Below are 19,257 nucleotides of genomic sequence, written 5' to 3'. Positions count from 1 at the left end.
CTTTAACTCATTATAGAAGGCGTTAGCGAAACCGACGGGTGCAAGCTCAGATCGTCCCCGTTTTGAATAGCCGTTGAAATGCCGCTCTGATCGTGAAAGACTTGCCGGGAGTCATCGTTATCCGGATTTGGAGAAGGCTATGAAGTCGGAACAATCCTCAATTATTGACGATATTTACCGCTTGACCCTTGCCCTGGATGCGCAGCCGCCCGCTAATTACAAGGATAAGAAATTACGCGAGGAGCAATTACAATTGCTTCAGGAGCTGTGGCGCGAGCTTGACATGGTTATCAAGCATGAATGGCCGGATGGTAAGGCGTGATAGTTGAACCGCTTCACTTTGATAGCCATAAATTGTAGAAGCCCAGCGCCTGCCAACGAACACTCTCCCGCCTTCCTCATTAACGGGGCGGTCAAGCATTAGTGTTGAGGTTTTTCCGCCGCCTGACCGGTTTCTTCATATACCCTGTAGGTATTCCTCCCTGCTTCCTTCGCCGAGTACAACGCTTTATCCGCCATCCTGACCAGATCGTCCGCTGACACGTCGTGAGCGGGTAGTAGAGCGACGCCATTACTGGTTCCCACTTGGATGCTCAATTCATTGAGTTGAAACGCCTGCTTCATCGCCCAAAGTATTTTCTGCGCGATGTGTTCTGCGTCGCCCTGGTCGCCAATGTTCTCCACAATGATGACAAATTCATCTCCTCCCAGTCGGGCCAGCGTGTCGGATTCTCTGATAATTAGCTGGATGCGGCTGCTGAACGCGGTCAGCAGTTCGTCGCCGACGCCATGGCCGTGAGTGTCGTTGATCGACTTGAAGCGGTCGATATCCAGATACATGAGGGCGAACAGCGCTTCGTTGCGATGGGAGCGCGCGAGAGCCTGATTGAGGCGGTCATAGAATAAGGCGCGGTTAGGCAGGCTGGTGAGGCTGTCGTATTGAGCTAAATGACGTAGCTTTTGCTCTGTCTGTTTCCTTTCCGAGATATCATGCAGAAAGGCGTAAAACTGCCATTTTTCTCGTACCGAAATGGCGGAAATGGTGATTTCTACCGGTAACTTCTCGCCTTTTTTATTGAGAGCGAGCAGTTCAAGGCGCTTTCCTAAAACGATCCCCTGGCCGGTTTCAATGAATTTGCGCATGCCAAGCTCATGTCTTTCACGGAGCCCGGTCGGAATGATTAAGTCTGATAATTTACGCCCGATCGCCTCGGTCGCAGTCCAGACAAAGGTTTCCTCGGCTTTAAGATTCCAGTCTGTGATAAAGCCGCCTGCGTCCATTGCGACGAAGGCTTCATGAGAACTTTCTATGATGCGCCGGGTGCGCATTTCGTTGGCTTTGAGTCGCTCTTCAATCCGCTTCCGCTGCTCTACTTCTTGCTCCAACTGCATAAGCGTCAGAGACTTCGCCTGTAATAAATCCTCCTTTTCCTGCAGCCTGATTTTGCGGCCAATGGCTGAGCCGATGAGGCCCGCCATCATTTCCAACGTTTTCAAATCTTCATCGTCAAAGGCATAGGGCGTGTCGGAAATAATTTTTAGTACGCCCACCACGTTACCCTCTTCATAGAGGGGAGTGACCACCATTGAGGCCGCTCCGATTTTTTTGCACGCTTCATGGTTCACCCTGGGATCAGTGGCGGTGTCTTCGGCGATAAGGGCTTTGCGGTCAGTGATGCAGAGGCCGGACAGGCTATTGAGTAAATTCAGCCTCATGCCTTCGAATTGATGGGCCGCGCCGCTTGCGGCTTGATACACCATTTCATCGCCTTCCATTAACTCGATAATGGCCCCTGTCGCCGGAGTGACAGTCAGCATTTTGTCGGTCACAAGCTGGGTAAAGGCGGCCATGTCTATTTCTGCTTGAGACAGATGGGACTGGGTTTCAACGATTTGGTTTAGCTTTTCGGTTGCTTTTTCCAGCCTGATTTCTGTTTCGCGATATTCACGCAATACTTCGAGCAGATAGTCATTGGAGGTCGCCAGCACTTCTCTTTCACTTTGTAGCTTGGCGACGGAGGAGTGATCACCTTCTTGTTGCGATTTGCCGCCATGAATATCTGTGAAAGAGACGAGCCAGCCAGGAATTTCGCCTAGCTCATCGTCGAGAGGAACGATATGACAAACATGCCATCGATATGACGAGTCTGACGAACGTTGCAGGCGCATCGTCAGCTCGAAAGGGCTTTTTGCTTCGATACCGATTCGCCATCCTCTTTGAACCGCTGAGATATCGTCCTGGTGGATGACTTCGATCCATCTCATACCGGTAGAGCTGGCCGCAGAGAGTCCAGAGTACTGGCGCCATAATGTATTGCACTTGATCCAATCGCCGCTCTGATCCGCCTCGGCGAGAAGATGGGGAAGCGGCAGCTTCCATAAGTTGGCTAGTCGCATAGAAATACTGACTTTGGCGCATGAAGAGGATTCCACCATCAAGCCCCAAATTTTTGTAAGTCCGTGTAGGTAAAAGTATAGATGATATGAGCTATATGTCTGCTTTCATTTGAGGAAGTGCGAGGCGTATTGAACCTGACGGGATCACGTATTTGATGAGCTGGAGAGGCGTCCCTACCTCCCGCTGTCTGAGCAGATCTCAAAAGTTTTTTCACCGACTAAGCTAACCTTTGCTTGCGTCAACGTTGATGGTCAAAGAAAGGGGCCGCACTGCGCAGCCCCAAGGTATGCCATTTCGTTAACACGTACTTATCAGTACATATGAAAGCATAGAACAGTTCTGAAAAGTTGCTGAGCGCAGTGATGGAAAATTTGCGATGAGGCGTCCTTGCCTCCCCTTAGTTGGTGTAGTCGCACCCCAAGGGTCATATCTCGTAATACGTTGCGCTTGACGCTAGGCCGGGGTGTTTTTCAATACGAAAGAGGAGGCGTCCGGGCCTCCTAATGCTCAAGTAAAATGGCTTTCGAAACAGGGGGGGGACGTAAGCCCTACTTTAAGTATAGTCCAGGATCTCAAAACGTCACATTCAAGGCGATAAAGTAAAAAAGGAGGCTGAGAAAGCCTCCTATGCGGGCTACATGAGGTTATGTTGTCGTTATTACGGCTCTTTGCCGAGCGCGGGGGCGCAAACGAGGAGGTTAACAATGCGCTCGCGAGACCGCTTCACTTCACATACAGCTATAAGTATAGCGGAATAATCAGGTAGTAAATTTTTGAATGGTTATATTTTGTGCAGCTTCCTGATTGAGCCTATTATTCACTGTAAGTGGTGGTTGTAAGCGGTGCCTATGACCTGCTTTGTTACTCGAAGAAAAGGAGTCTTCTCTATGTATGACGCATTGGTCACAACCGTCGATGATTGGCTGGCTTTGCCGGAACTTGCAATACCAAGAGCTGACTACAGCCGGGGGATCAGTGGCGTTGTTCTCGATGTCGAGGAGGTATCGTTTTGTGCGGTCTCGAAATATGAGTGTGAGCAGGCAGGATTAAATGCTGAGTCCACTCCGGGAGGAAGGCGAGTGCTTCCTGTCATCACTGTCAGAGAGGCGGGGGACTACGAGGTGTATAGACTTCCATTGAGCCTTACTTCATGGGCGATAATGGTGGTTTCTCTGATAAAAATGGGAAGGAAAGTTCTTCCTTCAAAAGTTGAGTTCGGAGAAGTGCAGGAACAACTGATCGCTAAAGTTGAAAGCCTCACCAATCGGGATGCCGCCAAGAGAAGCGTACGAAAAAGCGCTTAATACGTCATTTGCAAATAGGGCTGAATAATTCTGAGGTCGACGTTTTTCAGAGGCTCCTTAGGAATAGCCGCACTGATAAACCTATATCCGAAGTTTAAAAAGCCTATATTTTTGTTTTCCCTAAAGTCCGTAAGGCTGGGGCTGAATAAGCAAAAGGCGCGCCCTTAACCCAATCGCAGGCTTTGTTATGCCATATCAATATAAACCCGGGCTCGCTGCCCCTTTAATATCAGCTAAATTTATAATTGTTGGCTAAATTCCGCTTGAAGAATATCGATAATGACTAAGCCTTATGTCGACTTTAATTGGGCCATAGCAGGAAGCGCCGACACTCCCCAGGAGCAAGTGGTCAACACGATTGTCAGCAAGTTGATCCAGTTATGTGAGCTCTCCGTTGCGGCGGAAGAGATGCCCGACATTATGTGTCAGATCCTGACATGTCAGAGCTGCCTGCATAATCTTAAGGGCCATATTGGAGAAGCTGACTTTACCCACTATTTCTCTCTGGCGGACGTTGAACTGGAAAAGCTGGATGGATTGCTTGAAACCGGGGAATCAGAACCAGGAAATGAGTCGGACGGCTTTTGCTTTGAATGACTTTCATTGGGTAATAACCAGACGTACAGACGCGCCTGCACGGCGACATTATGCCGGATTTTAAGATAAGAACTTCCGGCGAAGTCCTACTTGTCATTAGGGCTTAAGAAGTGCGGGGAAATGGGTATGGCCGAGATATTGGTTGACGCTGATTGGGGCCTGAGTCTAGGAGATGAAGCGACTCCCTCCGCAACAAAAGTCGGTCTGATTGAAGCCAAGCAACAGCAGCTGGCGCGGATGAAAAAGAAGTTAAAGCTGTCCAACAAACAAATATATTTGATAGACATAACGATTAACGAGCTGACTAATTTAAAAATACATCTCGAAGCCAGAGAGAGTAACTTGCTTTATGGGCGTGTGACCTATCTTTTGCAACAGATAGAAACTGAGTTGCAAGAAGGTCATGGTGAAGCAGGTTAGGCGTTGCTAAACAGGGGTGTATAAAAATAGACGGTGTGGATACGGAATGGTCTAAGGGAGAGGGATGAACTCATAAGGTGAACACATGCCGCAACGCTTTGTTGATGAAGAATGGAATCGAATCGGAAACAGAGAGGCGCCGTATAACGCGATCCTGGATTGTGTCGCCAATAAGCTTCTAAGTCTGAAAATGCTGCAGGAAGTAGCTTGCCATCAGGAAAACTTAACCTTTCAAGCAAAAAAGTGTGAATGGGCTATCCGTTTACTGCCTTCTTTGATTGGACGTGACGACTACCTGAACTTCCATCGCTATGTCGAGATTGAGCTGGAGAGGCTGGATGAATTGCTTGCTGATTATGGAGCGAAAACCGGGTAAGCCTTGCACGGCGACAACACCCATAAGGATATGAGCATATGCCGACAATCGATAGAAACCATAACGCCGACAGGTATGGTAAACCAGAAGAATACAGCACTCTGGCGCACTGAGATGGATAACCCTGTTCATCGGTCTCCCTATTCCCACCTGTATGGCTGGATACGCTTTCTGCAAGGGGAAGGCAATAGCCAGCAGGAAATCCTCAAGGCCTTTGAGATGTGCAGCTCTGTGCGTCTGGAGCCCTTTGATAAAGGGCAAATGGTGCTGGCGAAGACCATTATTCGACATGCTTTAGGGGAGTCGCCGATACTGGAGCTTGAGCGCTACTGTCCGCCCACGTGCGTGCTTGGTTTTGTAGCGGTGGTTAATTGCACCGAAGGATATATTTTCAAGGCCATGACCCCGGCGGAGGAAGAAGATTTTCTGTTTTGGGTGGGCCGCTCCGAAGTCAGCGGGAATCCTGGACTACGTGAATTACAAAACAGGTTGCTGGAACTCAATAAAGACATCCGCGAACTCCTGCTGTTCAAGGTCCATGCAGGAAAACGATACCGCATGGAGCGGCTGCCATACCGCCCCCTGGTGACGATATTAACAGCGAGGGACTTCGGCCTGCCCAAACCCTTTTCGTATAGCCCTGACTGTTATAGAGCACAGTGGGGCAGGGGTGGGTTGAGTCTGTGAAATAGATTAAGTTATTGCCTGCTCCTGCTCCCACTTTTCCTTTTTGCGATAGATCGTGGAGGCGCTGACGTCCAGCATTGCTGCGGCTTTGGGGATGTTGCCGCCGCAGTGTTCGATGGCTTGTTCGATGGCTTCTTTTTCGATGAGCCATAGTGGTTTGATGGGGGTGTCTTCCTGTCCTGGTTCGGCGGATAAGGGCTGTTCGAATTGTGGCGCGGAGGGGCGCTGCGGTGATGACGACGCCCTTGAGGCGGCGTGAAAGGGGATCATGTCCGGGGTGACGGCTTCATCGTTGTTGAGCACGACAATGTTGCGGATAACGTTCTGCAGCTCTCGGACATTGCCCGGCCAGTTGTGGGCCATCATGATATTGACTGCTTCTGGCGAGAAGCGGGTGAAGCGTTTGTTTTCCTGTTTGGCGTATTCCCGCAGAAAGCTTTCCATCAACAGTTTGATGTCGGTTTCCCGTTCTCTGAGCGGCGGCAGATAGATAGGGATGACGTGGAGCCGGTAGTACAGGTCCTCCCGGAAACGTCCCGCCTGCACCTCCTGTAAGGGGTCGCGGTTGGTGGCGCATACAAATCTGACGTCTACGGTTTCCTGTTGTGAGCCGCCAACCCGCTGAAACGTGCCGGTTTGAATAAAGCGCAGCAGTTTGGTCTGCAGTTCCAGATCCATCTCGCAGATTTCGTCCAGAAACAGGGTGCCGCGGTGGGCCTGAGTGGCGGCGCCGTCACGGTTGTTCAGAGCGCCGGTGTAGGCGCCTTTGACGTGGCCGAATATCTCGCTTTCCATCAGGTCTTTGGGAATGGCTCCGCAGTTCAAGGGGACGAACGGACCGGGTTTGCGCGGACTGCGATTATGGATCGCTTCGGCGCACACTTCTTTACCGACGCCGCTTTCGCCGGTGATAAACACCGTTGCGTTGCTGGGAGCGGCGCAGTCGATGATGCGATACACCCCTTGCATGGGCAATGATTCGCCGATGAAGCCTTCATAGTGACGGCGCGCGAACTGCTCCCGATAGCCTTGCACCTCCTTCACCAGATTATTGTTGGCCAGCGCGTTCTTCACGGTGACCTGCAGGCGGCGGGCGTCGAAAGGCTTCACCAGAAAATCGAAGGCCCCGTATTGCATGGCGTTGACGGCGATGTCGATGGAGCCGTGGGCGGTCATGACGATCACCGTACAGGGCAGGTCATCCTGCTGGATGCGCTTGAGGATATCCATGCCGTCCATGTCCGGCAGCTTGAGGTCCAGCAGCACCACGTCCGGCGGCTCTCGCAAAATTTGTACGATGGCGTCGCGACCGGTTTCCACCGTGACGATCATGTAGCCGCCCGCTTCCAGGTAGCTTTGATACAGGGACGCCAGGGACTGGCTGTCTTCGATCAACAATATCCGTTTCTTCACATCAGCTTCCATTGGGTCATGGGTGAATCCATCTCATCGCCACGAGTGAGCGTTCAAGGGCTGGCTCTGAGCAGCAACAGGGTCGCATCGTCCTCAAGCGTGGAGCCGGCGGCGCGTAAGGCTTCGTCCAACTGGGTCTGCGCCGGGGCCTGGGGAAATTGCTTCAGGTTGGCGGCGAGCAGCGTGCGGACGGCGTTCTCCCGGTCCTCCACTGCGCCTTCTCCATGCTCTGTTAATCCATCAGTGTAGCCAATGAATATGGAATCTTCCGGTAGTTCCAGCTCACATTCTTCATAAGAGTAATTATGCGCCAGGCCCAGCATCATGCCGCCACAGGCGATAGAGCGCAGTTCTCCATCCGCCAGCAACCAGGGCTCTGGATGGCCTGCGGAGGCGAAGGTGAGACGGTTGCTCCCCGGTCGCAACTGAATGACCAGGCAGGTAAGTCCGGTGCGGGCGAGCAGCGGCGAAGAGGCGACGAAGTGGGACAGCTGATTCAGCAGCTTTCCCGGTGAGGCGGACTGAGGCGCGGCGTGGCAGAGCCCATGCAGATAACCCGCCGCGGCGTGAGCGAAGAACTTGGCCTGCTCACCATGCCCCATGATATCCCCGAGAATCAGGGTGAAGGCGTCGCCGCTGTCGCGATGGAAGATGAAATCGCCCCCGCCTCTGGCGGCGATGCGGTAACCGGAAGAAATCCGCATTCGACTGAAGCGCTCGGGAATAGGCGACCACAGCAGGGAAGACACGCGGTTGTCCAGCTCGGCGTTGAGGGTATTTCTCACATCCTGAGAGCGTTTGATGACTTGGGCGACGGTTTGCTGCAGCCGCTGCTTGGTCATGGGCTTTTCGATAAAGCCGTCAATGGATAGATGCGCGGCGCTGCTTTGCACTTGTTGGGGCGCGCATCCGCTCATGAAAATAAACGGAATCATGCGAGTGGCCGCGCGTTCCGCCAGCCGTTTACGCAAATCCAGACCGTTGAGATGGGGCATGTTGATGTCGCAGAGAATCAGCTGTGGCGGTTGCTCGATGATCGCCTTTTCGGCTTCGCGGGGATCTTCCAGAGTCGTCACCTCGTATTCATCCGCCAGATAAGCCTGCAGCAGGTGAAGCTGAGTCAGATCGTCGTCGATCACGGCGATGCGAGGTTTTGCGCCAGTCAGTTTTACGCGCACGCAATAGCTGTTGAAGTCTCCGTCTTTGCCGAGGATGCGCTGGTAGCGCGCGTGGGGCGCAAGACTGCGAATCAGCGTCAGTCCCATGCCGTTCTCATGCAAAGGACTCTCCGATAACAAATCCTCGATATTGCGATCGGCGTCGAACAGGGAGGATTGATCCGCGCCATTATCCAGTAGCAGCAGATCGACAAACCCATCTCCGCTGCGTTTATCCAGCGCAATAAAATCCGCCTGGGCGTCATGTTTCACCACATTGGTGAAATACTCCGCGACCAGCAATTGCATGTCCTCGCAGGTCTGGTTGGCGACGCCTTTGCCCAGCAGAAAACGGGCCGCGCATTCCCGCGCCGCGCCCACGGCGGCGAGGTCCGGGCGGGATTGGTAGAACAGTCGGTCGTAGCCGGGATGGCTAGTTAAAAGGGTGGAGTTCATTCAACGCCTCTAAGGTCGAGTCGGTCAGTTGGCGCATGGAAAGGTATTCGTTCTCCGCCTCCGTGTAGTTATGCGCTTTGCAGGCTTCTTCAATGGCTTTGGCGTGCAGATGAATGCGCTGTGCGCCGAAAGTCTGCGAGCTGCTTTTCAGCGCATGGGCGCAGATTTCAAACTGCTCGTAATCCTGGTCGCCAAGGTGTTCCTGCATGGCGTCCACCCGCTTGGTCAGCTCAGTGGAGAAAATCCCCAGCATGCGTTTCAGGGTGTCCGCCGAGGTGTCGTTGAGCAGTTGCTCCAGGGCTTTGGGATTGACCAGCGCATTGTTGACGCCAGACTCGGCGGCTGGCGGCGTGCTTGTGGACGCTGGACCGGAAAGCGGCGTTGGATTGAAAAGTGACGCCGGACTGGAAAGCGGCGCTGGCGGAGACGCCTTTTTGCCGCTTTTCCTGATCCAGTGACTGGCCATTTCAATCAGGCGCGCGCGGTCCACTGGCTTGGTGAGGAAGTCCTGCATGCCGCCGGCCAGGCAGCTTTCCCGCTCAGAGGTCATGGCGTGGGCGGTGAGCGCCACGATGGGCGTGGTGAGTCCGCGTCGGCGCATGACTTCGACGGTTTCGTGACCGCTCAGGCCGGGCATACGCATGTCCATGAAGATCAGGTCATAAGCGCTGCTTTCGGTTTTCTCGATGGCCTCCTCGCCGCTGAGAGCAGTGTCGACATGGAAGCCGGCGTATTCCAGAAACGAACGGGCGATAAGCAAATTGGCGTCGCTATCGTCCACCACCAGAATCTCTCCCAGATTCGTCTCTGTGGACTGGGAAGACGAGGGCGCATAGAGATTATCGCGACGCGACTCAACCGCCTCGGCGCTTTCCGGCGCCTCAATGGGCCGTCCCAGGGCGCAGGCGAGCAGAGCCTGCAACGTTTGTTTGCGGGTCGCGGGCGTATGCAGGACGCCGTAGCAGCCTTCCACTTCCGTTCTGGGTTGGTTGGCGTGGCGATAGACGGCGATACGGGTCAGAGCCGGCGCCTGAAACGCAGCGTCGATCCAGGTCGGCGGGTTCTCCATGTCCAGCAATACGATAAGCTTGAGACCGCTGTCGAGATGCTTGGGCAGGTCTTCCTCATGCAGGCAGCAGACGCTGTCCAGGGTCCATAGATGCAATTGCCATTGGAAGGCCCGCCGCCACTCCCTGCTGTCGCTGGCGATGATAATGCGATGCCCGTGCAGCGGCGCGACCAGGGTGTCCAGATTGGCGTGATTGACGGTGGCCGGCGCGGCGTTAGTGAGTGGAAGCTGCAGGCTGAATGTGGAGCCGGAGCCGACTTTGCTGGCCAGGGTGATGTCGCCGTGAATGATGTTCGCCATATGGCGTGAAATCATTAGCCCCAATCCCGTACCGTCTCTGTGACTATGCTCTTGGAAAAACTCGGAAAAAATCTTCTTTTTAGCTTCCGCACTGATCCCCGGACCCGTGTCGCTGACATCAATGCAAATATGTTGGACTCCGTGCAGATGGGCGACGTATACCATGATATTGACGCCGCCGCGCTGAGTGAATTTGATGGCGTTGCCGATCAGGTTGACCAGAACCTGACGCACGAAACTGCTGTCGGTGACAATGCTGGCGGGTGTATTAGCGTCGATCACACTTTGAATGAACAGTCCTTTCTGGTGGGCTCTTTGCGACAGCAAGCGAGTAACATACTCGACCTTCGCGGCCAGGTTGCAGGGCTCCAGATGAGGCTCCAGTTTGCCTGCTTCAATTTTGGCCAGATCGAGCACGTCGTTGATGATTTCCAGCAGATTCTTTCCTGCGCTTTCCGCGGATTGCAGATAGTGGCGCTGATGCCGGGTGAGGGGCGTGTCTTTTAACAGCTCGACGGTGCCCAGCACTACGTTGAGAGGCGTGCGGATTTCGTGGCTCATGGAGGCGAGGAAATCCGACTTGGCGTGATTGGCGCGGTCCGCTTCCTCAATAGCGTTACGCAGGGACTCCTGTTCCTGACGGCGTTCGGAGATATCCTCCAGCATGGCGGTRAAAATGTAGCAACCCGCCAGTCTGGACACGGTGACGGATATCTCTATGGGGAAATTAACCCCGTCCCGGCGCTCGGCTTGCCCTTGCAGACGTTTATTCAAAAAGGGTGAGCGCCCCGTCGCCTTGAACTGATCCAACTGTTCCTGAAAGGAGCCTCGCAGGGCGGTCGGCACCAGATAATTGGCGACGGGCTGAAACATGACGTCGTCTCTGGAGTAGCCGAACATGTCTTCCGCAGCAGGGTTGAACTCAACGATTTTGCCGCCGTCGTTGACGGAAACAATGGCGTTGAGGGAGCACTCCAGCATAGCTTCTTTCACCGCCAGGTTGATGTCCGCCATTTCCTTCAGTTCTTTGATTTTGGATAAATCCCGGAAGGTCAGGATGGCGACCTGATCTCCGTCTATTTCGGCGGCGTTGATGATCAGGTCGATGGGGAAGCGGCCGCCGTCGCGGCGATAACCCCACTCGTCGGTCTGCCGCGTGACATGGGCCGGCGCGCGGTGATGGGACAGTTTGAGGAGGAAGCCCTCGATGCGATCCCGCTGCAATTGGTCGACGATAATAAGGTCGTACCGATGTCCCTCAAGCTCTTTCATCGCGTAGCCGAACATCGTTTCCGAGGCGTGGTTCATGTAGCGAATTTTGCCTTCGGCGTCCAAGGTGATCAGGCCATCCAGCATGTTGTCAGTAATGGCGCGCAATTGCGCCTCGCTGAAATGCAGCTTATGCGCCAGCGCCCGGGCTTGATCCAGGCTTTCACGCATGTCCTGATGCACGCTTTCCAGCTCCCGGCTCATCAAGTTAAAAGCGCTGATGGTTTCGCCGAGTTCATCCTGTCCGGGATTGGCCTCAATCAGACTGAAATCGCCTTCCTGCAGGCGACGCAGGGCGCTGCGCATCAATTGCAGCTGTCGGGTCAGGTAGGAGCCGAACATCATGGACACCAGCGCCACCAGCACTACGCCGATAATCGCAATGCGGATGCTCTGATCGCGTGCCTGCCGCCAGGCTTCATCCAGGGCGCTGGCGTCCAGTCCCAGCTCTACATTGCCGAACACCGCGTCGCCCACCTTGATGGGAATCTGTTGCAACGTGCCGCTGAGTTCGTCGTCGGGGGAAGGGCGCACGCCGCCGCTGCTGAGGACGCCGCTGTTGTCATGGATGGACACATAGGTGACATGGGGGCTGGTCAGAAGCTCGGCCACCATGCTGTTCAACGTGGCGATATCCGAAGACAACAGCGCATCGGTGGCGGCGGCGCTGAACAGCACGCCAAAACGGGCGGCTTCCTCTTGCGCCTGCTTCAGGTGGGACTGGTTCATGATCTGCAGAAAATTGAAGATCAGCACCGACATGAAGACCGCTTCGATCAGCGCGACGCCCAGTATGGTTTTCAATCGAAAGGACATAGTCTCAGCACTCTTTTTTACATCTGTCGCCGCTATAGCAAATCAATCTGTAAGGCGCGAATGTCATCCCAGTCGGCATTGGCGGCGGGAATGAAACCGCGCATATTCAAAGGCTCCAACAGTGCGCGCCCCTGGTCGCTGTCGCCCATACTGATCAGCGTTTCCGTCACCGCCTTAACCACCTGTGGCGGCACGCCGGGAGCGCTGGCGATGGCGTGAGGCGTGTACGCTGGCGTGGTCCAAAGAATGCGCAGGTTGCGGGTGACGTCATCCGGCATGGCGTTAAAGGTGCGCATCACGCCGCCGCCGGCGACAAAGCGCTTCTGCATTACGTTGAGATACACGGAATCGTGGGTCAGCACGTATTGCGGGTGAATACGGATACCCTGACGCGTCAGGATCGCCTGGGGCAGAACGCTGGCGGCGAACGCCGCCGGAGCGGGAAAAGCGAGCGTGGCGCCCTGCAGGCTCTGGAGATCCTGGACGGGACTGTCCGCAGCGACCACGATAATGCCTTTGATCATTTTGTCTTTCTCCCGGACCACCGCCTGGTAACCGGGATATTTGTTGTAGACGACAAAGTGGTAGGGATTCATGTAGGCGAAATGATATTGGCCGCGACCCAGGCGCGATTCGAATTCGGGAATATTGGGCGCGGTCTTGAACAGCAGGCGCACACCGCTGCTTTTTTCGATGTATTTGAGTACCGGTCCCCAGGCCCGCGCCAGTTTGTCGGCGCTTTGTTGCGGCACGATACCGAACTCGTATCCCTGTGTTTCGGCGGCGCTCAGGCTGACGCTGACGAGTGCGACGTAGATCAGGCAGAGGAAGGTGACGAGTGTCCGCATGCAAGTCTCCCTATAACGGCAGGTTCAAAAAACGGCTGGACTGAACCCAGCGGCGCAGTCTGGCGGCGAAGTTGGGAAAGCGGCGCGCCAATCGGCTGATTTCCCGTTTCAGTTCCGCAGCGAGACCGGGGTTTTCGATGTCGTTCATCACCGCGCCGAGAATGCGCGCATCATGGGATTTTAGTTTATGGCAGGCGTGTTCCAGATCCGCTTCTGTCGTAGCGCCGGATTTCACAATCAGAATGCACGCCTGACTGGCGGCGCAAATCAGCTCTGCTGGAATGTTTTGATGGTTCACCGCCTTTAACGGCGAGGTGTCGAAGACAATGGCGTCCACTTGGCTTTCCCAATCCTGAATGACTTTCCTGATGAGTCCTGTATCCCTGAAGCCGATCGATGAATTCAGTGTAGCAGTTAAAACCTGCATGTTTTGCCCGGCCTCAGCGATGGCGCTGTGGCTGGAGCCGTTGTCCAGCGACCAGGCGGCGCGCGGCAGTTGAAAGTGGATATCGGCTGAGGGGCGGAACAGGTTCATGTCCACCAGCAGGGTTTGCCGGCCTGAGGCGCTGTGGCGTCGGGCCAGGGCGTAGGCGAGGGTGGAGCAGCCGTCCCCGGAGTTGACGGCGGCGACCGCCAGAGTGCGCAATCCCTTGCCCAGGGTCTGCGCGTAAACATGTTCGATCTCGACAAAGTTTTCGATAGCGGGCATCACAGCGCTCCTATGATTCCAACCACGGAAATGATCTTGAACACGCCTTCCAGACTGCTGCTGAGCGTGGCCCAGTGGCTGTCGGACTTATCTGGAATATACAACGTGTCGCCAGGGCGCAGCACCGGCAGCTTGCTCATGTCCGGCTCCTTCACAAAGCTTTCCAGATCGAAGCTGCTGGCGCTGTCGGCGCAGCAGGAGGTATTCACCACCACAATGCGCTCGATATAGGCGCTGGCGGTGGCGCCGCCCGCCTGGGCCAGCAGGTCCAGCACGGTCATGTCGTCGCTGAAGCGGTAGCGTCCGGGTTTGTTGACGGAGCCCAGCACTCTCACGGTGTTCTCTTTGCTTTCCTCCAGCCAGTTACGGTCTTTTTCCGGCACGAAGATGGAGTCGCCAGGCTTAACCACGGGCAACAGGGTCTGATCGCCGGTTTCAAAGTAAAGCGCCAGGTTGAGCTTGGAAATGCGCGCCTGCGCGCCGTCCCGATGCACCACGCGAATGTTGTGGATGTCCGCGGAGCCATTGGGACCGTCCGCCGCGGAAAGAATGTCGAGAAAGGTCATCTCTTCATTGAACATGTAGCGGCCGGGAGCGCCCACCTGACCCATGATGTAGATGGAATTCTCTTTCGCCTGACGTACCCATTGCGCCTTGTTATCCGAAGGATCTTGCGGCAGTTCCGGAATGATCACGGAGGTTCCCGCGTCGAGTTGCGGAATCTCGCTCAGGTCGCCGCCGTATTTGATGAAGCGGTCCAGGTTGAAGGTGCTGGACAGGACTTTATCACCGCTGCGACGCATGATTTTGATGTTGGCGATATCGGCGCGGGCGGTAGGGCCCTGGGCGTGTCCCAACAGGTCCATCAGGGTCATTTCATCGGACCATTCAAAGCGGCCGGGATTGTAGACCTGTCCGATGATTTCCACGGCGCGATCTGGTGGCGTTTTCAACCAGGAGGCTTCGTTGACGTCGGTTTTTTCCGGCACGAAAACCGCGTCTCCCGGCGCCACTTCCGGCAGGGCGACGCGACTGACGCCTTCCGTATAGGCTTGCAGGTCGAAGGGAATCACCGCGCCGTCGGCCTTGAGGATGCGGATCTGCCGCGATTCGGCGAAACGAGTGGGACCGCCGGCGTTGGCCATGATGTCCAACAGCGTGGCGCCGGGCTTGCCTTCAAAGGCGCCGGGTTTGAACACCTCGCCCATCACGTAGACCACATTAGCGCCGGCTTTGATTTCGTCCTGCTGGATGGGCACGAAAATGGTGGAGTTGGGCTTCAGTTGCGGCAGCAGCGACGCGTCGCCGCTTTCCAGATAACGCTTGAGATTGAAGTTGTATGGAGCGCTGTCCGAGATGATTTTGATCTGTTCGACCGCGGCGTAGCGGGTCACGCCACCTGCGCGCATGATGGCGTCGATGACGCTGTAGTCCGGCTCGTAATTGAAGCGTCCCGGACTTTTCACTTCGCCGAAGATGCGCACCGCCTGACGGTCGTCGCTGGCGTCGCCGCTGGCCGCCAGGGTTTGCGCGTCAAAGTCGATCTGCACATTGCCAATCAGCGGCGAAGCGGGAATAAACAGGCGATCCAGAGAGCGCAGTGGCGGCAGGCTGGAGCGGTCGCCGGAGTCCAGGTACGCCTTGTAGCTGAAGTAGATGATGTCGTCGCCCCGTTGAATCTGCATGCGGTCCAGTTGCGCGCCGGGCAGCAGTCCGCCCGCCAGGGTAATGGCGGTTTGCACGTCGCCGGCGATGGGCGTCAGCACGCTGCCGGGGTTCTCCACATAGCCGGAAACGTCAATGATGAGATTGCGTTCCGCCAGAGTCACCTGCAGGCGCTCTACATCCCGATAAACCTGTCCCAGCGCCAGCTGGATCATCTGCGTCGCGGCGCTCAGCGATTGTCCGGCGATTTTCACCGGGCCGGCTTCCGGCAGCAGAATGCGTCCCTCGCGATCCACAGGGAAGTTACGATTGAACGCCTGCTCTCCCGTCAGTCCCAGATAGAGTTGATCGCCCGGTTGTAATGGAGCAGTCGTCTCTTCAGCGCTTACATGGCGGCAAGTCAGCAGTATTCCGATCAGCGCCGTCAGCCAAATAGTCAACCGCGTCAGGCGAGCGCCTTGCTCAGACGTTCTGATCGAATGAGGGATGATAGGGTGCGTTTGACTTGCCATAGTGATCCTAGTCCTGTTTTAGAGGTAGCGTCCCTGTAAATGGGACTCCCAATCGCGCTGGGGAATGGGCGTTGATACTGCGCCGCGTTGTTGCTGGCGATTGAGGTAGATTTCCACCCGACGATTGAAGCCATGGGAGTGGCTGTCCGCGTCCTGCAACAACGTCTGTTCTTCGCCCTCGGCACGGATCTGGATACGCGTCTGCGCCACCCCTTGTTGCGCCAGAAACGCCGCAACCGCCTTGGCGCGGGCCTGGGCCAGACGCTGGTTGGCGTCGTTTTCGCCACGCTGGTCCGTGTGTCCAATCAGTTCGATAGAGACAGAGTCGTCTCCCAGCAGGTAAGCGGATAAACGGGTGAGATAGCCCTGATATCCCTCTGACAATTCCGACTGGTTTACATCAAAATGCACCAGCATGGGAAAGCCGTTCAAGGTTGAGTCAGAGCCATCATGGTCGCCGGCGATCGCGCAGGTGGTGTGTTCGTTGAGGTAAGCCAGCTGGGCGTTGGCGCTTTTCGTCTCTTTGTGCAGAATCGCCAGACTGTTGTAAGCGTCCGGCAACAGCCCCGCATCCAGCTCTCTGAATGCGCGATTTAGGCGTTGTCTAAGCGTTTTAAGCTGGGCGGGAATGCAATAGTCTCCCCCCAGCAAAGTCAGCGCATCCAGCTCCAGCTTTTCCAACTGGGCCTGTTTGGCGAGACTGTCCTGATCCGGCTTGAAACTGATCTGATGATAACGCTGCACCTCGCCGCTGCGGATTTCCGCCGCGCCGCCTTTGCCTTCCTCCGGCCAGCTCTGACAGCCGGCGAGGGCGCACAGACCCGCTCCCAGGATCAGCAGACGGGCGCGTCTCATGCCCGCTGCTCCTGCGCAGGTTGCTGCAAGGCGATAAAGCTTTTCATGGTGTCAAAAGACAGAATGGTGCGGTCGATCCGCAACAACGTCGCCAACCGCTGCGGCTGCCCCTGCAACCCCACCAGCGCCATCTGCCGACGGTTGGCGTGCAGCTGCTTATAGATAAAAACCAACGCGCCGATGCCGGAAGAATCCATGAAAGACACATCGCTCAAATCAAAAGCGACTCCGCCAACATGATTCAAAGCCGACTCCTCCAACTGCTCGCGGCAATGCTGCACCGCATTAGCGTCAAAAGTCCCATCCAGCGCGATGACGAGATAATCGTTGCAAGAATATTCAGTGATGTTCATAACGTCCCCAGGTCGTAGTGATAAAACTCACAAGACTAGGAGCAACCCCTGTGCCAGATTATTTTTGCAATAAAAACAATTGGTTAATGGGTGGCATCAGAAGTGGGAACGAGCTAATTCGCTTTTTGCAGTTGCGGATTGCGAAGATTTTGGGGGCCTTGATACGGCGTTCGTTGTGACTTGAAACCAGAAAAAAGTACGCCTGAGTGGCTATGGTGCGCGGAACTTCGTTTCATGAGAAGTAGCTCGAAACTCACCCTGCGATTAAGATGAAACGTCCGAATGTGCTGAAAAAAGGCGGAACAAATGACCGACGAACTGGAGAAAAAGATACGCAGACTTTCTCCTCCTAAGCAGAAGGAGTTTATAGAACTCAGCCAGTTTCTAGACTATTTCAGCACGGTCTATGAAGATATTCCCCCCGAAGACCCCGTTCACCCGTCCCACGCGCTGGACAGCACCCTGGACGAGTTTGGCGCAGCTGCCGCACTAACGGGATTACGGGAAGCGATCAAGGACATCATAGAGGACACTTTGGACGTAGACGCAGAAACCTTGCAGCAGGTCGACGCCGACTTGAGTGCGAATGGCCTGATCACACTCTCTGCATTGCGTTACAGATACTGGACGAAAATAGCAGGCATACGTAAACGAGGCCGTATCCGCAACGAATTGGAATACCACATGATCTCTGGATTGCTTGCAGATACCGAAAACGAACTCAGTGAAGAAGATACAGAACTGTTTAATCAAATGCTGATGCATTACGAAAGCCGGTAGTTTTTGCTGCGGGCGAGGCGGTTTAACTGGTCACAAAATCATAGTGTGAAGCTGATGAATAATGCGCGGCTTAAAAGTAGGGTTGATGCCGTAAATAACGCCACGGCTAATTCCGTCTGGTTCGACTTCGAAGTTTTCAGCTTTAATGCTAACGAGTTGATAATTCTGGGTAGCAAGGACTTCTCTTATTATCATCAACTCGAGATTAAATTTTTAGATGTCGCATACTTTTCCGGGACGCCTTCCTGGGGCAGCGATCCTCACATTACCGCTGCTTTCTCCTTGGTCGAAGAAAGTAAGGCGCTGAGAGTACTGCAGGAAAAAAAGGTAAATGGATATTTTGAGGTATTTGAGTTTTCAACGGATGATGGTGCCTCCATCATCATCGCAGCGCTGGATATCGTGGTAAACATGGATACGGTTTACTATTACTTGAGAGAGAACCTGAAGGAAAATGAGCGCATTGCGGACTGGGTCGAAAGTGATGGTTAATGAATAGGCGGATAAATAAAAGTAGGCTCAGGGATCGTTGTAAGGTGGCTGAGTAGATGCAGTGGCCATGTAGGTATTTGAGATTTTAATGGAAGTGGTTTGTGCGTAAAAAGCTTGAAGATAATCCTGCTGTTGAAGCTGCAATAGAAAAATTCATTGGTGAATTCCTCCAGAAGCATCCCAAGAGCGATATTCCAGCCTGGTTTTTTGAAAAAACATACCCTGAAACTATAGATGACGGTGATTACTGGCGGATTGCGATAGTTGCTAAAAAAAATCCCAGAAGGCCCTTAGAGTCAAATGTCTTCATTGATGAGGAAAGCGGAGAAAAGAGGTACGTGATAGCAGACTCGTATGAAGAGGTAATCTTGTTTGAAATGAGTTTTAAAAAATCCGACTTATCTGGGACTATTTTAACTGACGTTGATCTACATGATATTAATGATGGTGAATTGGCTGTGGTGAGCTAAGGAAAAGTATTCCTGCCGTACTGCCTGCACAAGTCGGCAATGCTTTGTACATGTGAAATTTATGGGAACGTATACCCTGCCTTATATTAATCATTCAGCTCGTTCGCCAACAGAAGTTATGTCTGGGCCTGTTACAACTAGTGTGGCCATTCAGCTCTGCATGTCGGAAGGCGCTTCGCTTTTCCGTATATGGTCTCCTCCTGTTTTGCAAGGGCTTCAGACTTTGATAACAAGGTAGGTTGCTGCCGTATATCCGGCCTGTTTGCGAGTTGTAATACTCTGGCCTTGATGAGCTGTCCGCGCGTATCGTC

At 54.3% G+C, this 19,257-nt stretch carries 18 protein-coding genes; 9 read left to right on the top strand and 9 right to left on the bottom strand.

From position 1 onward, the window contains the following. Positions 1–139 precede the first annotated feature (139 nt). Positions 140–322 carry a hypothetical protein gene (locus KP814_RS21600; RefSeq protein WP_216738718.1) on the top strand — a complete coding sequence of 61 codons (183 nt, stop codon included), beginning with the start codon at positions 140–142 and terminating at the stop codon, positions 320–322. Positions 323–420: 98 nt separating this feature from the next. Here the strand turns inward: KP814_RS21600 and KP814_RS21595 are convergent, their stop codons facing one another. Then, entirely contained in the window at positions 421–2,397 is a 1,977-nt protein-coding gene (locus tag KP814_RS21595) for a diguanylate cyclase domain-containing protein (protein ID WP_216738717.1), read from the bottom strand. A gap of 888 nt (positions 2,398–3,285) precedes the next feature. Here KP814_RS21595 and KP814_RS21590 point away from each other — a divergent pair. The 5 genes from KP814_RS21590 (at position 3,286) to KP814_RS21570 (ending at position 5,782) form a co-directional block, all read left to right on the top strand. Then, the gene (locus KP814_RS21590) at positions 3,286–3,702 is read left to right on the top strand and encodes a hypothetical protein (protein WP_216738716.1); all 417 of its coding nucleotides are present in this window, start codon (positions 3,286–3,288) and stop codon (positions 3,700–3,702) included. Between the two features lie 279 nt (positions 3,703–3,981). After that, positions 3,982–4,299: a hypothetical protein gene (locus tag KP814_RS21585; protein ID WP_216738715.1), complete on the top strand. Its 318-nt coding sequence runs from the start codon at positions 3,982–3,984 to the stop codon at positions 4,297–4,299. 126 nt (positions 4,300–4,425) lie between these two features. After that, on the top strand, positions 4,426–4,719 hold the full coding sequence (locus tag KP814_RS21580) for a hypothetical protein (RefSeq protein WP_216738714.1): 294 nt from the start codon (positions 4,426–4,428) through the stop codon (positions 4,717–4,719). 85 nt (positions 4,720–4,804) lie between these two features. Beyond that, positions 4,805–5,095 (top strand): hypothetical protein, encoded by a 291-nt coding sequence (locus KP814_RS21575; protein ID WP_216738713.1) that lies wholly within the window; start codon positions 4,805–4,807, stop codon positions 5,093–5,095. 114 nt (positions 5,096–5,209) lie between these two features. Then, positions 5,210–5,782 (top strand): hypothetical protein, encoded by a 573-nt coding sequence (locus tag KP814_RS21570; RefSeq protein WP_216738712.1) that lies wholly within the window; start codon positions 5,210–5,212, stop codon positions 5,780–5,782. Positions 5,783–5,788: 6 nt separating this feature from the next. On the opposite strand, the gene KP814_RS21565 is transcribed toward KP814_RS21570, so the two are convergent. Genes KP814_RS21565 through KP814_RS21530 form a run of 8 tightly spaced genes read right to left on the bottom strand, consistent with a single transcriptional unit; the run spans position 5,789 to position 17,204 of the window. Continuing rightward, entirely contained in the window at positions 5,789–7,195 is a 1,407-nt protein-coding gene (locus KP814_RS21565; protein ID WP_371824075.1) for a sigma-54-dependent transcriptional regulator, read from the bottom strand. A gap of 53 nt (positions 7,196–7,248) precedes the next feature. Then, on the bottom strand, positions 7,249–8,808 hold the full coding sequence (locus tag KP814_RS21560) for a SpoIIE family protein phosphatase (RefSeq protein WP_216738710.1): 1,560 nt from the start codon (positions 8,806–8,808) through the stop codon (positions 7,249–7,251). Continuing rightward, positions 8,786–12,262, bottom strand: a complete 3,477-nt coding sequence (locus KP814_RS21555) for a PAS domain S-box protein (RefSeq protein ID WP_216738709.1) — start codon at positions 12,260–12,262, stop codon at positions 8,786–8,788. The genes KP814_RS21560 and KP814_RS21555 overlap by 23 nt, the downstream gene beginning before the upstream one ends. Before the next feature lie 32 nt (positions 12,263–12,294). Continuing rightward, positions 12,295–13,110, bottom strand: coding sequence for a phosphate/phosphite/phosphonate ABC transporter substrate-binding protein (locus KP814_RS21550; protein WP_216738708.1), 816 nt, complete (start codon positions 13,108–13,110; stop codon positions 12,295–12,297). Positions 13,111–13,120: 10 nt separating this feature from the next. Beyond that, the gene (locus KP814_RS21545; RefSeq protein WP_216738707.1) at positions 13,121–13,819 is read right to left on the bottom strand and encodes a hypothetical protein; all 699 of its coding nucleotides are present in this window, start codon (positions 13,817–13,819) and stop codon (positions 13,121–13,123) included. Beyond that, on the bottom strand, positions 13,819–15,996 hold the full coding sequence (locus tag KP814_RS21540; protein WP_216738706.1) for an SLBB domain-containing protein: 2,178 nt from the start codon (positions 15,994–15,996) through the stop codon (positions 13,819–13,821). The genes KP814_RS21545 and KP814_RS21540 overlap by 1 nt, the downstream gene beginning before the upstream one ends. 18 nt (positions 15,997–16,014) lie before the next feature. After that, a complete protein-coding gene (locus KP814_RS21535; protein WP_216738705.1) occupies positions 16,015–16,851 on the bottom strand; it encodes an OmpA family protein in 837 nt (278 codons plus the stop codon). Continuing rightward, positions 16,848–17,204 carry an STAS domain-containing protein gene (locus KP814_RS21530; RefSeq protein ID WP_216738704.1) on the bottom strand — a complete coding sequence of 119 codons (357 nt, stop codon included), beginning with the start codon at positions 17,202–17,204 and terminating at the stop codon, positions 16,848–16,850. Before KP814_RS21530 ends, KP814_RS21535 begins: the two co-directional genes overlap by 4 nt. A gap of 306 nt (positions 17,205–17,510) precedes the next feature. Here KP814_RS21530 and KP814_RS21525 point away from each other — a divergent pair, with 306 nt between their 5' ends. The 3 genes from KP814_RS21525 to KP814_RS21515 all read left to right on the top strand — a co-directional run bounded on the left by KP814_RS21525 (position 17,511) and on the right by KP814_RS21515 (position 18,946). Further along, entirely contained in the window at positions 17,511–17,984 is a 474-nt protein-coding gene (locus tag KP814_RS21525; RefSeq protein ID WP_216738703.1) for a hypothetical protein, read from the top strand. Between the two features lie 45 nt (positions 17,985–18,029). Beyond that, the gene (locus KP814_RS21520) at positions 18,030–18,476 is read left to right on the top strand and encodes a hypothetical protein (protein ID WP_216738702.1); all 447 of its coding nucleotides are present in this window, start codon (positions 18,030–18,032) and stop codon (positions 18,474–18,476) included. Between the two features lie 101 nt (positions 18,477–18,577). Next, positions 18,578–18,946 (top strand): hypothetical protein, encoded by a 369-nt coding sequence (locus tag KP814_RS21515; protein ID WP_216738701.1) that lies wholly within the window; start codon positions 18,578–18,580, stop codon positions 18,944–18,946. Positions 18,947–19,257: the final 311 nt, after the last annotated feature.

It is taken from the genome of Hahella sp. HN01 (assembly GCF_018986435.1).
GTDB lineage: Bacteria > Pseudomonadota > Gammaproteobacteria > Pseudomonadales > Oleiphilaceae > Hahella.
Note: the sequence above shows the minus strand (reverse complement) of the source record. Positions and strands in the feature narration are given on the sequence as shown.